General features: G+C 60.3%; 11 protein-coding genes and 4 tRNA genes. 13 read left to right on the plus strand and 2 right to left on the minus strand.

The window, feature by feature from the left end:
* Nucleotides 1-207: 207 nt before the first annotated feature.
* The 9 genes from IB245_RS02505 (at nt 208) to IB245_RS02545 (ending at nt 4,502) form a co-directional block, all read left to right on the plus strand.
* Nucleotides 208-283: transfer RNA gene (locus tag IB245_RS02505), tRNA-Ala, on the plus strand.
* A 79-nt stretch (nt 284-362) separates the two neighbouring features.
* A tRNA-Glu gene (locus IB245_RS02510) sits at nt 363-438 on the plus strand.
* Nucleotides 439-491: 53 nt separating this feature from the next.
* Nucleotides 492-567 (plus strand) — tRNA-Ala (locus tag IB245_RS02515).
* A gap of 80 nt (nt 568-647) precedes the next feature.
* Nucleotides 648-723, plus strand: a tRNA-Glu gene (locus IB245_RS02520).
* Between the two features lie 183 nt (nt 724-906).
* Nucleotides 907-1,446: a TetR/AcrR family transcriptional regulator gene (locus tag IB245_RS02525; RefSeq protein WP_192226344.1), complete on the plus strand. Its 540-nt coding sequence runs from the start codon at nt 907-909 to the stop codon at nt 1,444-1,446.
* Nucleotides 1,447-1,477: 31 nt separating this feature from the next.
* Nucleotides 1,478-2,311, plus strand: coding sequence for an alpha/beta fold hydrolase (locus tag IB245_RS02530; RefSeq protein ID WP_192226346.1), 834 nt, complete (start codon nt 1,478-1,480; stop codon nt 2,309-2,311).
* Between the two features lie 48 nt (nt 2,312-2,359).
* Nucleotides 2,360-2,797: an acyl-CoA thioesterase gene (locus tag IB245_RS02535; RefSeq protein WP_008037643.1), complete on the plus strand. Its 438-nt coding sequence runs from the start codon at nt 2,360-2,362 to the stop codon at nt 2,795-2,797.
* A 178-nt stretch (nt 2,798-2,975) separates the two neighbouring features.
* Nucleotides 2,976-3,935, plus strand: coding sequence for a tRNA dihydrouridine synthase (locus IB245_RS02540; RefSeq protein ID WP_192226348.1), 960 nt, complete (start codon nt 2,976-2,978; stop codon nt 3,933-3,935).
* Between the two features lie 120 nt (nt 3,936-4,055).
* Nucleotides 4,056-4,502 (plus strand): Hsp20 family protein, encoded by a 447-nt coding sequence (locus IB245_RS02545; protein ID WP_008028306.1) that lies wholly within the window; start codon nt 4,056-4,058, stop codon nt 4,500-4,502.
* Nucleotides 4,503-4,679: 177 nt separating this feature from the next.
* Here IB245_RS02545 and IB245_RS02550 read toward each other — a convergent pair whose 3' ends face one another.
* A complete protein-coding gene (locus tag IB245_RS02550) occupies nt 4,680-7,958 on the minus strand; it encodes a PAS domain S-box protein (protein WP_008028304.1) in 3,279 nt (1,092 codons plus the stop codon).
* A 66-nt stretch (nt 7,959-8,024) separates the two neighbouring features.
* Nucleotides 8,025-8,915, minus strand: a complete 891-nt coding sequence (locus IB245_RS02555) for a LysR family transcriptional regulator (protein WP_008028303.1) — start codon at nt 8,913-8,915, stop codon at nt 8,025-8,027.
* A 146-nt stretch (nt 8,916-9,061) separates the two neighbouring features.
* Between IB245_RS02555 and leuC the strand changes: the two genes are divergently transcribed.
* The 4 genes from leuC (at nt 9,062) to leuB (ending at nt 13,208) form a co-directional block, all read left to right on the plus strand.
* On the plus strand, nt 9,062-10,480 hold the full coding sequence (leuC, locus tag IB245_RS02560; RefSeq protein ID WP_008028300.1) for a 3-isopropylmalate dehydratase large subunit: 1,419 nt from the start codon (nt 9,062-9,064) through the stop codon (nt 10,478-10,480).
* Between the two features lie 10 nt (nt 10,481-10,490).
* A complete protein-coding gene (gene leuD / locus IB245_RS02565; RefSeq protein WP_192226350.1) occupies nt 10,491-11,135 on the plus strand; it encodes a 3-isopropylmalate dehydratase small subunit in 645 nt (214 codons plus the stop codon).
* 143 nt (nt 11,136-11,278) lie between these two features.
* Complete coding sequence (locus tag IB245_RS02570; RefSeq protein WP_192226352.1) at nt 11,279-12,046, plus strand: class I SAM-dependent methyltransferase; 768 nt, start codon at nt 11,279-11,281, stop codon at nt 12,044-12,046.
* Nucleotides 12,047-12,125: 79 nt separating this feature from the next.
* Entirely contained in the window at nt 12,126-13,208 is a 1,083-nt protein-coding gene (gene leuB, locus IB245_RS02575) for a 3-isopropylmalate dehydrogenase (RefSeq protein ID WP_192226354.1), read from the plus strand.
* Nucleotides 13,209-13,213: the final 5 nt, after the last annotated feature.

Here is a 13,213-nt window from a genome sequence, read left to right on the forward strand (position 1 = left end):
GCGAAGAACGATGACGCGGTGTGCCAGACACACCGAGGCGTCCCGTTCACCGGCAAGCCTGGCTCCTACAGATCGATGTATACCCCGGATTTACGGGGGGAGGGCGGTAAGTGATTGTTATGTCGGCAAAAAACTTTGGAAATTGTTAAAAATAAATTTGACACGTTTCCGAAGCGCCATTAAGATTCGCCCCGTCCTCAGCGATGAGGGGCTATAGCTCAGCTGGGAGAGCGCTTGCATGGCATGCAAGAGGTCGACGGTTCGATCCCGTCTAGCTCCACCAATTTACACTTCAAGGTCTGGCCACACCGGCCTTGAAGCGATCAACACTCAGCGTTGATCTGTTGTATAGAAGGGTTTGCGTCCCCTTCGTCTAGTGGCCTAGGACACCGCCCTTTCACGGCGGTAACAGGGGTTCGAGTCCCCTAGGGGACGCCAGTTTTACAGAAGCGATGTCGCAAGATGCCGCTCCGCCGCGAGGCGAAAAATCCGGGGCTATAGCTCAGCTGGGAGAGCGCTTGCATGGCATGCAAGAGGTCGACGGTTCGATCCCGTCTAGCTCCACCAATTTTACAGTTCAAGGTCTGGCCACACCGGCCTTGAATCGATCAGCTCTCAGCACTGATCAGTTGTATAGAAGGTTTTGCGTCCCCTTCGTCTAGTGGCCTAGGACACCGCCCTTTCACGGCGGTAACAGGGGTTCGAGTCCCCTAGGGGACGCCACGATTACCCGCTCTGCGGGATTTTATAAGGGTCATTCAATTATTGAATGGCCCTTTTGTTTGTCTGGCGTTTGGCCAAATCCCCCATTTCTCTCAAACTGTTCTTCAGACCAGCGGTCACATCTACGACTTGCGGAAAATTATTATGAGAATAATATTCTAGTCGTAATATTCGGAGGCAACGATGAACGATAAAAAAGCTCAAACCCGCGAACGCATTCTCAAGGCCGCCAGCGCAGCACTGATTCAGCGTGGCCCGGCCGAACCGAGCGTGGGCGAAGTGATGGGCGCAGCCGGCCTGACGGTTGGCGGCTTCTATGCGCACTTCGAAAGCAAGGACGCGATGATGCTGGAAGCGTTCAAGCAACTGCTCGGTCACCGCCGTAGCTTGATCGCCGACATGGACGCCGAGTTGACCGGCGAAGAGCGTCGCGCGTTGGTGGCGGCGTTTTACCTGTCACGCAAACACCGGGATTCCTCTGAATCCGCGTGCCCGATCCCGGCCTCCGTCGGCGAGCTGGGACGCCTGCCGGACGCATTTCGGGTGGCGCTGAATGAACACGTGGAAATGATGGTCGCGCAGTTGGCGGCCAGCCCGGAAGACGCCGACAAAGCCTTGGCCGACATGGCCTTGATGGTCGGTGGATTGGCTCTGGCACGGGCGCTGGGGCCGGGAGAGTTGTCTGATCGATTGCTGCGTGCCGCCAAGTCGGCGGTGCTATGACCTGAAGGCAATGGCCTGAGGAGTGAGAGCGATGAGCGCGTTAAAGTGGGTTCGTGGCGTTAATGGCACCTTGGGCTGGTTTGCACCGAAACTGGTCGCGAGCAAAATGCGACTGGCGTTCATGACGCCGCGGGATCTGCCGCCGCGTGATTGGGAATTGCCGTTACTGGCGAAATCCGAGCGCATCACACTCCGTTTCGGCCTCTCGGCGTTGCGCTGGGGGCAAGGCCCGGCGGTATTGCTGATGCACGGTTGGGAAGGTCGGCCAACGCAGTTTGCCAGCCTGATCACCGCGCTGGTTGACGCCGGCTACACCGTAGTCGCCCTGGACGGTCCGGCTCACGGTCGCTCGCCGGGCAACGAAGCCAACGTCGTGCTGTTCGCCCGGGCCATGCTTGAGGCCGCTGCCGAGTTACCGCCGCTGCAAGCGGTCATCGGTCACTCGATGGGCGGTGCCAGCGCCATGCTCGCCGTTCAGTTGGGCTTGCGCACCGAAACCCTGGTGACCATCGGCGCTCCGGCGCGGATTCTAGGGGTTCTGCGCGGTTTCGCCCGCTACGTGCGGCTACCGCCAAAAGCCCGTTCGGCGTTCATTCGCCAAGTCGAAAAAGATGTCGGCATGCGCGCGGCTGCATTGGATGTCTCGCGTTATCAGCTCGACATGCCTGGCCTGATCGTTCATGCCGAAGACGACAACTTCGTCCCGGTCAAGGAATCCCAACTGATCCACGAGGCCTGGTTCGACAGTCGCTTACTGCGGCTGGAGGAGGGCGGTCATCAACGGGTGCTTGCCGACCCGCGGGTGATTGATGGCGTGTTATCACTGCTGGCCGGTCGCAGCCTGCAATCGCGCCAATCGGCCTGAGCATCCGTTACACTGCCTCGGTCGACATCATTTGACCGGGAGTGGGGCATGGGCTGGGATCGGGCAACGCCATTTATCATTGATCTTGCGGTGGACGCCGAGGACATCGATGGGTTGGGTCACGCGAATAACGCGGTGTACGTGACCTGGCTCGAACGCTGCGCCTGGCGCCACTCGCAGCGGCTCGGCCTCGATCTGGTCGAGTACCGGCGGCTGGATCGGGCGATGGCGGTGGTGCGGCACGAGATCGATTACCTGGCGGCGGCCTATGAAGGCGATGAGTTGCAATTGGCGACCTGGATCGTCGATTGGGACCAGCGCCTGAAAATGACTCGGCACTTCCAGCTCAAGCGCCCGAGCGACAACACCACGTTACTGCGCGCGCAAACCACGTTTGTCTGCATTGAGCTGTCCACGGGCAAACCCAAGCGCATGCCGGCGGAGTTCATCGAAGGTTACGGCCCGGCGTTGCAAGTCGCGATTTAATTGAACCCTTCGCGGGCAAGCCTCGCTCCTACAGGGTTTTGCGTCATTCGCCCATCATGCGAACGATACAAAACCTGTAGGAGCGAGGCTTGCCCGCGAAAGCGTCCGGTCTGACGAAATACCTTCTAACCGCCGAAACCAGTAAACTGCCGCACGTTTTTCGTCGAGTGTGTTTTTCATGCAAATTGCTTTGGCGCCCATGGAGGGGTTGGTCGACAACATCCTGCGGGACGTGCTGACCCGTGTGGGCGGTATCGATTGGTGCGTGACCGAGTTCATCCGGATCAACGATCAGCTGCTCACCCCTGCCTATTTCCACAAGTTCGGTCCTGAACTGCTGACGGATGCGCGCACCGCGTCCGGCGTGCCATTGCGCGTGCAGCTGTTGGGTTCCGACCCGGTGTGCCTGGCGGAAAACGCCGCGCTGGCCTGTGAGCTGGGTTCCGAAGTCATCGACCTGAACTTCGGCTGCCCGGCCAAGACCGTCAATAAATCCCGTGGCGGCGCGGTACTGCTCAAAGAGCCCGAGCTGCTGAACCAGATCGTCGAGCATGTCCGTCGCGCCGTTCCGGCGCACATTCCGGTCACCGCGAAAATGCGTCTCGGCTTCGACAGCCCTGACGGTTCGCTGGTCTGCGCCACGGCCCTGGCCGAAGGCGGCGCGGAGCACATCGTGGTGCATGCGCGGACCAAGATGGACGGCTACAAGCCGCCGGCGCATTGGGAGTGGATCCCTCGCGTGCAGGAAGTGGTCAAGGTGCCGGTATTCGCCAACGGTGATATCTGGAGCGTCGAAGACTGGCGCCGCTGCCGCGAAATCAGCGGCGTGGAAGACATCATGCTCGGTCGCGGGCTGGTGTCGCGTCCGGACCTGGCCCGGCAGATCGCCGCCGCCCGTGCCGGTGAAGAGGTGGTCGAGATGACCTGGGCCGAGCTACTGCCGTTGATTCAGGACTTCTGGCTGCAAGCCAAAGCCCAGATGACGCCACGCCAATCGCCCGGTCGCCTGAAGCAGTGGCTGGCGATGCTGACCCGCAATTATCCCGAGGCGGTTGAGCTGTTCACCCTGCTTCGCCGTGAAACCGAACTGGATCAGGTTTCGCGTTTGCTGGGGTTGCAGGTAGCCGAAGCGGCCTGAAAAAAATCTCGAAATAATCTCTTGAAATGCAATCAGCGGTCCCTATCTAAGGATTACGCGATGCCGAATTCGGGTCGCGGAGACAAAAAACTTGCTGATTGTTTTCAGGAGATTTGAACCATGACTACTGCATTTTCCCTGGCCCCACTGTTCCGTTCCTCGGTAGGCTTCGACCGTTTCAACGACCTGTTCGAAACCGCCCTGCGCAACGAGCCAGGCAGCACCTATCCACCTTACAACGTGGAAAAACACGGTGACGATCAATACCGCATCGTTGTAGCGGCCGCCGGTTTCCAGGAAGAAGACCTGGACCTGCAAGTCGAGAAAGGTGTGCTGACCATCAGTGGCGGCAAACGCGACGCAACTGAAGGCGTGACCTTCCTGCATCAAGGCATCGCCCAGCGCGCGTTCAAACTGTCGTTCCGCCTGGCGGACCATATCGAGATCAAGGCCGCCGACCTGAGCAACGGTCTGTTGAGCATCGACCTGCTGCGTGTCATTCCGGAAGAGGCGAAAGCCAAACGCATCCCAATCAACGGGACGCAAAAACCCGCTCTGCAGCACTAAGGCGGGGCAATGAAAAAGGGCGCCAATGGCGCCCTTTTTTGTGCCCGCACTTCCTGTAGGAGCGAGCCGGCTCCGGGCGGCGTTCCGACGATGGACCTGAGAGCGCTGCGGGGTTTCAGGATTCCCGCGTCATCGTTGACGTCCATCGCGAGCAGGCTCGCTCCTACAGGGTGCGGGTTATTTCAGGAGTTTCTGGAATGCCTCCACCGGCAACGGCTGGCTGTGCAGATAGCCCTGATAAAAATGGCAGCCCAGCCCCTGCAAAAACTCTAACTGTTCCGGCGTCTCCACCCCTTCGGCAATCACTTTCAACTCCAGGCTGCGGGCCATGGCGACGATGGCGCGGATGATCTCGGCGTCGTTCGGGTCGGTAGTCGCATCGCGAATGAACGACTGGTCGATTTTCAGGGTGTCGACCGGCAATCGCTTGAGGTAAGTCAGCGAGGAATAACCGGTGCCAAAGTCGTCCATGGCGAAGCTGATGCCGAGTTTTTTCAGGCGGCGCATTTTGCTGATGGTGTCTTCCAGATTCTGGATGACGATGCCTTCGGTGATCTCCAGTTTCAGCAGCGAGCAGGGCAGGCCGTGGGTGGCGAGGCTGAGCTCGATGCGCTCGACGAAGTCGTTCTGGCGGAATTGTCGTGGGCTGATGTTCACGCACAGGCTGAAGTCGAGCGGGTCGATCAGGCCCTTGGCGATCAGCTGTTTAAAGGCGTCGCAGGCTTCGTCGACGATCCAGGTGCCGACTTCCAGAATCAGTCCGCTGTCTTCCAGGACCTTGATGAATTCAGTCGGCGATTGCGCGCCCAATTCCGGATGGTTCCAGCGCACCAGCGCTTCGGCGCCGACGATGCGATTGTCGCGGGCGTCCACCTGCGGCTGGTAATGCACGTCGAATTCTCCCCGGGAAAGGGCCAGGCGCAGGTCGGTTTCCATGCGCAGGCGTTCACTGGCGGCCTTCTGCATGGTGTTGTGATACATCTGGGTGGTGTTGCGCCCCGAATCCTTGGCCCGATACAGCGCGATGTCGGCGCGTTTGAGCAGGTCGGTCGGGGTCGAGCCATGATCGGGAATCAGCGCGATACCGATACTCGGTGTCACTTGCAGGCGCTGGCCGTCGAGGAACATCGGTTCCGACAGCAGTTCGCGCAAGGTGTCCGCCAGTTCGCGGACCTGCTCGCTGACTTCATTGCGCGAACCTTCCAGGCCGCTGAGCAGCACCACGAATTCGTCACCGCCCAACCGTGCCACGGTGTCTTCCATGCGCACGCTGGCTTCGAGGCGCGCAGTGATGATCTTCAGCACCGTGTCGCCCACCGGGTGGCCGAGCGAATCGTTGATGTGCTTGAAGTGGTCGAGGTCCAGAAACATCAGGGCGCCGCGCAGGTTGTGGCGTTTGAGCAGGGCGATCTGCTGGCTCAGGCGATCCATCAACAGCGCGCGGTTGGGCAGGTTGGTCAGCGGGTCGTGGTAGGCCAGGTGGCGGATCTGTGCTTCGGCGTTTTTCAACAGGCTGACGTCCCGCGCGGTCAGCAGCAGGCACGCGGTTTCATTGAGGGTGATCGGTTCTACCGAGACTTCGACGGTCAGCAAGTCGCCATGCTTGTTGCGCCCAAGCATTTCCTGGTGATGCACGCGGCCCTTGATCTGCAGCTCGGCCAGCAGCGCCGAGCGTTGTTTTTCTTCGGCCCAGATGCCGACCTGGTACACCGTGCGGCCGACGACTTCATCGGCGCGGTAGCCGGTCAGGCGGCAGAAACCGTCGTTGACCTCCAGATAGCGCCCGGTGTCGCGTTCGGTGATGGTGATGGCGTCGGGGCTGGAGTGGAAGGCCTTGGCGAACTTCTCCTCGCTGGCCTTGAGCGCCGCTTCCGAGCGTTGTTGCTGGGTGATATCACGCAGAGTGGTAACGATGCACGGCTGGTCGCCGACACTGATCTGGCGGCTGGAAATCACGCAGGTCAGCGACTGGCCGTCCTTGTGCTGGACGATGATGGCGACGTTGTTCAGGCCTTGTTCGCGGATGACTTGTTCGATCCGGCGCAGGCTTTTCGCCGAGGCGTCCCACAGGCCGATTTCGTCGGCGCTGCGACCAATCACCTCGGCGGTACTCCAGCCGAAGGTCTGGGTGAAACTGGAGTTGATCTCGATGAACTGGCCGGTGTCCTGGCGGGTAACGCAGATCGGGTCCGGGCTGACCTGGAACAGGGTGGCAAACTTCTCTTCGGAGGCGACCAGCTTCTGTTCGCGTTCGACCTGATCGGTAATGTCCAGCAAGGTCCCCGCCATGCGTAGCGGTGCGCCGTTTTCATCGCGGTAGAGGCGGGCGCGGCTTTCCAGGTAACGCGAAGTGCCGTCCTCCAGCTGCACGCGGTAGGTCAACTGATAGTTGCCGGCCGGGCCTTCGCGCAGGCTGCGATAGGCATCGCGCATGCTGTCGCGCTCCTCGCCGGGCACGCCTTCGAAAAACTCGTCGAAGGATTCATGGAACGGTATGGGGTCCAGTCCGTGCAACTGCGCGGCGCGGGCCGAGCCATACAACATGCCGCTGGGAATGTGCCAGTCCCAGGTGCCGAGTTGCGCCGAGTCCAGCGCCAGATCGAGGCGCTCCTGGCTGTCTTTCAAGGCGAGTTCGGCAGCCTTGCGTTCAGTGGTGTCGAGGAAAGTGCTGAGCAGGTAGGGCTGGCCCTCGAGTTCGACCTTTTGCGCGCTGAGAATGCCATCGTGGACCTGGCCATTACTGGCGCGGAACTGCACCTCCATGCTGACCAGCTCACCTTTGGCCTTGGTCGCCTTGACCAGTTTCTCCCGTTGCTCCGGGTGTACCCACAGGCCCAGTTCCAGCGTGGTGCGGCCAATCGCGTTTTGCACCGGCCAGCCGAACAGGCTTTCGAAATACTGGTTGGCTTCGGTGATCAGGCCGTCTTCCTGGCGAGTCAGCAGCACCATGTTCGGGCACAGGTGAAACAGCGTCGCGAAGCGTTTTTCCGAGCTGCTCAGCGCCTGTTCACGCTGACGCTGGTGGGTGATCTCGCGGATTACCCCGATCATGCGTGGTCGCCCGTGTTTGTCCGGCAGCAGGCTGCCGTTGATCTCCAGCCAGTGCAGGCTGCCGTCGGGCCAGCGAATGCGGTGATGCATCGCCTGTTCCAGTGGCGCGCCGGCGATTACCGCGTGGAAGGCACGGAGGGTTTTCGCTCGATCCTCCGGGGGCAACAGGTCGAGGTATTCCAGATCCGCCGGCAACGGTTGCCGGGGGTCGAAACCGAACAGCGCCTGCGTACCCCGCGACCAACTGATCTGCCCGCGTTCGATGTCCCAATACCAGGCGCCCAAACGTGCGCCGTTGAGGGCGGCCAGCAGCTGCGGCGCACTCTCCCAGCTCTGCTCGGATCGTTTCGGGTCAAGCGCCTGAATACGTGGCATCGGCGGAATACGGTCAACAGATTTCGGCATTGGCAGGCCTTGGGCTGAATGGGGCGTTAGGCGCAGGTATTTGAGGCTCTATAGGAGTAGCACAAATTAGCCTTGAGTCCCTGGCAGATCGAGTTGTGCATCCAACAAGGCCATAAAAGCCCGTGCTGCGTTCGACAGCGTCCGTTCGGTGTGCAAGATATAGCCTAGCTGGCGAGTCAGTTGTATGCCGGGCAAAGGTATTCGCGCAACCTGATCGTCAAGCATTGTGCGCGGCAACACGCTCCAGGCCAGGCCGATCGACACCATCATCTTGATGGTTTCCAGATAATTCGTGCTCATGGCGATGTTCGGCGTCAAGCCTTGGGCTTCGAACAGGCGCCGGACGATATGGTGAGTAAAGGTGTTGCCGCCGGGAAATACCGCCGGATGCAGGGCGATGTCCGCCAGGCTGACCGCGCCATTGCTGATCAGTGAATGCTCCGGCGCGGCCACGAAATCCAGCGGGTCGTCCCACACCGGCGTGGCCTTGACCAGGGCATGAGGCTCGGGCGCGAGGGTGATGACGGCCAGCTCGGCGCGACCGTGGAGGATTTCTTCGTAGGCCACTTCCGAATCGAGGAACTGAATATCCAGCGCCACTTGTGGGTAGCGTCGGGTGAATTCCCTTAACAAGGGCGGTAAACGGTGCAGGCCGATGTGGTGACTGGTGGCCAGCGTCAGGCGGCCGGTCACTTCGCCAGTCAGGTTAGTCAGGGCGCGGCGGGTGTCGTCCAGCACGTTCAGAATCTGATAAGCCCGTGGCAGCAGGGCGCGTCCGGCTTCGGTCAGGCCGACTTCGCGACCCAGCCGATCAAACAGTCGCACCTTTAATTGCTGCTCCAGCCCTGCGATCCGTTTGCTGATCGCCGGTTGCGTCAGGTGCAGCCGTTCGCCGGCACCGGAGAAGCTTCCTGTCTCGGCAATGGCAATAAAGGCATTAAGGTTGGCCAGATCCATCGTCGTATTCCAGTTGGTTATCCAAAGCATAAAAAATATGAATTTGAGTTATTTAATGTAACCCCCTAGGATCGACCTCACAAGCCAAAGGGTTATTGAAATTCTCAAGACCCAGGGCATAGAAACACGCTGATGAGGACCGTCTGATGGCCGGCAAAACGCTTTACGACAAGCTTTGGGATTCCCATGAAGTGAAACGGCGCGACGATGGGTCGTCGCTGATCTATATCGACCGCCACATCATCCATGAAGTGACTTCGCCCCAAGCTTTCGAAGGCCTGCGCCTGGCCGGGCGCAAGCCTTGGCGCGTCGACTCGATCATCGCCACGCCGGATCACAACGTACCGACCACTCCGGATCGCAAGGGCGGCATCGAAGCGATTACCGACCAGGTCTCGCGTTTGCAGGTTCAGACCCTCGATGACTACTGCGATGAATATGGCATCACCGAATTCAAAATGAATGACGTGCGCCAGGGCATCGTTCACGTGATCGGTCCGGAGCAGGGCGCAACCTTGCCGGGCATGACCGTGGTCTGCGGCGACTCGCACACCTCGACCCACGGTGCATTTGGCGCCCTGGCCCATGGCATCGGCACTTCCGAGGTCGAGCACGTGTTCGCCACGCAGTGCCTGGTCGCCAAGAAAATGAAGAATATGCTGGTGTCGGTCGAAGGCAAACTGCCGTTCGGCGTGACCGCCAAGGACATCGTGCTCGCGGTCATCGGCAAGATCGGCACCGCCGGCGGTAATGGCCATGCCATCGAGTTTGCCGGCAGCGCCATTCGCGACTTGTCTATCGAAGGCCGCATGACCATCTGCAACATGTCCATCGAGGCTGGCGCTCGCGTAGGTCTGGTGGCGGCGGATGAAAAAACCGTGGCGTATGTGAAAGGCCGTCCGTTTGCCCCGAAAGGCGCGGAATGGGACCTCGCTGTCGAAGCCTGGAAAGACCTGGTTTCCGACGCTGATGCGGTGTTCGACACCGTCGTCGAGCTCGACGCCACTCAGATCAAGCCTCAAGTCAGCTGGGGCACTTCGCCCGAGATGGTGTTGGCGGTCGATCAGAACGTGCCGGACCCGGCGAAGGAAATGGACCTGGTCAAACGCGGTTCCATCGAGCGCGCCCTGAAGTACATGGGTTTGACCGCCAATCAGGCGATCACCGACATTCAGCTGGACCGCGTGTTCATTGGCTCCTGCACCAACTCGCGGATCGAAGACCTGCGCGCTGCGGCGGTGATCGCCAAGGGCCGCAAAGTGGCTTCGACCATCAAGCAAGCCATCGTGGTGCCGGGCTCGGGCCTGGTGAAGGCGCAAGCCGAGGCCGAAGGCCTGGACAAGATTTTCCTCGAAGCCGGTTTCGAGTGGCGTGAACCAGGTTGCTCGATGTGCCTGGCGATGAACCCGGACCGTTTGGAGTCGGGCGAGCATTGCGCATCGACCTCCAACCGCAACTTCGAAGGGCGTCAGGGCGCCGGTGGCCGTACGCACCTGGTCAGCCCGGCCATGGCCGCGGCGGCTGCCGTCAACGGTCGTTTCATCGACGTTCGCGAACTGATCTGAGGAACCGCACATGAGAGCTTTTACCCAACACACCGGTTTGGTTGCGCCATTGGATCGTGCCAACGTCGACACCGACCAGATCATTCCGAAGCAGTTCTTGAAGTCGATCAAGCGCACCGGTTTTGGCCCGAACCTGTTTGACGAATGGCGCTACCTGGACGTGGGTTATGCCTACCAGGACAACTCCAAGCGTCCGCTGAACAAGGATTTCGTCCTCAACGCCGAGCGTTACCAGGGCGCCAGCGTATTGTTGGCCCGCGAAAACTTCGGTTGCGGCTCCAGCCGCGAGCACGCGCCGTGGGCGCTGGAAGAGTACGGTTTCCGCAGCATCATTGCGCCGAGCTATGCCGACATCTTCTACAACAACAGCTTCAAGAACGGCTTGCTGCCGATCATCTTGAGCGACGCTGAAGTGGATGAACTGTTCCAGCAAGTCGAGGCGAATCCTGGCTACGAGTTGAAGATCGACCTGCAAGCCCAGACCGTGACCCGGCCTGACGGCAAGGTCTACAGCTTCGAGCTCGACGAGTTCCGCAAGCATTGCCTGGTCAACGGCCTCGATGACATCGGCCTGACTTTGCAGGATCACGAGGCAATTGCATCGTTTGAAGCCAAGCATCGTGCGAGCCAGCCTTGGTTGTTTCGCGACGTTTGATTTGAAATTGATGTAGTCAGGGCTGGCCTCATCGCGGGCAAGCCTCGCTCCTACAGGTATTGCGCTGTCCTTGTAGGAGCGAGGCTTGCCCGCGAAGAGGCCCGAAAAAACACCCCAAGACTCACCCGAAAAAGGAAGTCCACATGACCAGCACCGCCCAGCACAGCCAGGTAGTCCAAAAGCAATTCGGCGAACAGGCCTCGGCCTACCTGAGCAGCGCCGTCCACGCTCAAGGCACTGAATTTGCGCTGCTACAGGCTGAGCTGGCCGGGCAGGGCGATGCTCGCGTGCTGGACCTCGGTTGCGGCGCTGGTCACGTGAGTTTTCACGTGGCGTCGCTGGTCAAGGAAGTGGTGGCTTACGACCTGTCGCAGCAAATGCTCGACGTGGTCGCCGGTGCTGCCGCTGATCGTGGGTTGGGCAACGTGTCCACGGTCCTGGGTGCCGCTGAGCGGTTGCCATTCGCCGATGGCGAATTCGACTTCGTCTTCAGCCGTTATTCGGCGCACCATTGGAGCGACCTCGGCCTGGCCCTGCGCGAAGTCCGGCGGGTGTTGAAGCCGGGCGGCGTGGCGGCGTTCATCGACGTGTTGTCACCGGGCAGCCCGTTGTTCGACACTTACCTGCAAAGTGTCGAAGTGCTGCGCGACACCAGCCATGTGCGCGATTATTCCGCCGGCGAGTGGCTGCGTCAGGTCAGCGAGGCGGGGTTGCACACTCGCAGCACCACGCGTCAACGCCTGCGTCTGGAGTACACCAGTTGGGTCGAGCGCATGCGCACACCACAAGTGATGCGCGCCGCGATCCTCGAGTTGCAGCAGTCGATGGGCAACGAAGTACGCGAATATTTTGAGATTGAGGCCGATGGTTCGTTCAGTACCGATGTACTGGTACTGATGGCTGAACGATAAGCTCGGAAACATAAGCGCCGAGCGATAGAATTTTTCCGGGCGTGCCCAAGGGCACACCGACTGATGACATGAGGAAAGCATGAGCAAGCAGATTCTGATTCTCCCAGGTGACGGTATTGGCCCGGAAATCATGGCCGAAGCGGTCAAGGTGCTGGAACTGGCCAACGACAAGTACAGCCTGGGCTTCGAACTGAGCCACGACGTGATCGGTGGCGCCGCCATCGACAAGCACGGCGTGCCACTGGCCGACGAAACCCTGGAGCGTGCTCGCGCCGCCGATGCTGTTTTGCTGGGCGCCGTGGGCGGCCCGAAATGGGACACCATCGAGCGTGACATCCGTCCTGAGCGTGGTCTGCTGAAGATTCGTGCGCAACTGGGCCTGTTCGGCAACCTGCGTCCGGCGATCCTGTACCCGCAACTGGCCGAAGCTTCCAGCCTGAAAGCCGAAATCGTTTCCGGCCTGGACATCCTGATCGTTCGCGAGCTGACCGGCGGCATCTACTTCGGCGCGCCGCGTGGCACCCGCACCCTGGAAAATGGCGAGCGTCAGTCCTATGACACGCTGCCGTACAGCGAAAGCGAAATCCGCCGCATCGCCCGTGTCGGTTTCGACATGGCCATGGTGCGCGGCAAGAAGCTGTGCTCGGTGGACAAGGCCAACGTGTTGGCTTCCAGCCAGCTGTGGCGTGAAATCGTCGAAGAAGTGGCCAAGGATTACCCGGAAGTCGAACTGAGCCACATGTACGTCGACAACGCCGCCATGCAACTGGTGCGCGCACCGAAGCAGTTCGACGTGATCGTCACCGACAACATGTTCGGCGATATCCTGTCTGACCAGGCGTCGATGCTCACCGGTTCCATCGGCATGCTGCCGTCGGCATCGCTGGATACCCACAACAAGGGCATGTACGAGCCTTGCCACGGTTCGGCGCCGGACATCGCGGGCAAAGGCATTGCCAACCCGCTGGCGACCATTTTGTCGGTGTCGATGATGTTGCGTTACAGCTTCAACCAGTCGGATGCAGCGGATGCCATCGAGAAAGCCGTGAGCCTGGTGCTGGATCAGGGCCTGCGGACGGGCGACATCTGGTCGACCGGTTGCACTAAAGTCGGTACGCAGGAAATGGGTGACGCAGTAGTCGCCGCGCTGCGGAATCTGTAATCTCT

The organism is Pseudomonas sp. PDM02 (assembly GCF_014852285.1).
Lineage (GTDB): Bacteria > Pseudomonadota > Gammaproteobacteria > Pseudomonadales > Pseudomonadaceae > Aquipseudomonas > Aquipseudomonas migulae.

Excerpts from the sequence above, each read along its gene's own strand:
- IB245_RS02545 (WP_008028306.1), top strand. The coding sequence starts at position 4,056 with ATGACTACTGCATTTTCCCTGGCCCCACTGTTCCGTTCCTCGGTAGGC.
- IB245_RS02530 (WP_192226346.1), top strand. The coding sequence starts at position 1,478 with ATGAGCGCGTTAAAGTGGGTTCGTGGCGTTAATGGCACCTTGGGCTGG.
- IB245_RS02570 (WP_192226352.1), top strand. The coding sequence starts at position 11,279 with ATGACCAGCACCGCCCAGCACAGCCAGGTAGTCCAAAAGCAATTCGGC.
- IB245_RS02555 (WP_008028303.1), bottom strand. The coding sequence starts at position 8,915 with ATGGATCTGGCCAACCTTAATGCCTTTATTGCCATTGCCGAGACAGGA.
- IB245_RS02550 (WP_008028304.1), bottom strand. The coding sequence starts at position 7,958 with ATGCCGAAATCTGTTGACCGTATTCCGCCGATGCCACGTATTCAGGCG.
- leuC (WP_008028300.1), top strand. The coding sequence starts at position 9,062 with ATGGCCGGCAAAACGCTTTACGACAAGCTTTGGGATTCCCATGAAGTG.
- IB245_RS02535 (WP_008037643.1), top strand. The coding sequence starts at position 2,360 with ATGGGCTGGGATCGGGCAACGCCATTTATCATTGATCTTGCGGTGGAC.
- leuD (WP_192226350.1), top strand. The coding sequence starts at position 10,491 with ATGAGAGCTTTTACCCAACACACCGGTTTGGTTGCGCCATTGGATCGT.
- leuB (WP_192226354.1), top strand. The coding sequence starts at position 12,126 with ATGAGCAAGCAGATTCTGATTCTCCCAGGTGACGGTATTGGCCCGGAA.
- IB245_RS02540 (WP_192226348.1), top strand. The coding sequence starts at position 2,976 with ATGCAAATTGCTTTGGCGCCCATGGAGGGGTTGGTCGACAACATCCTG.
- IB245_RS02525 (WP_192226344.1), top strand. The coding sequence starts at position 907 with ATGAACGATAAAAAAGCTCAAACCCGCGAACGCATTCTCAAGGCCGCC.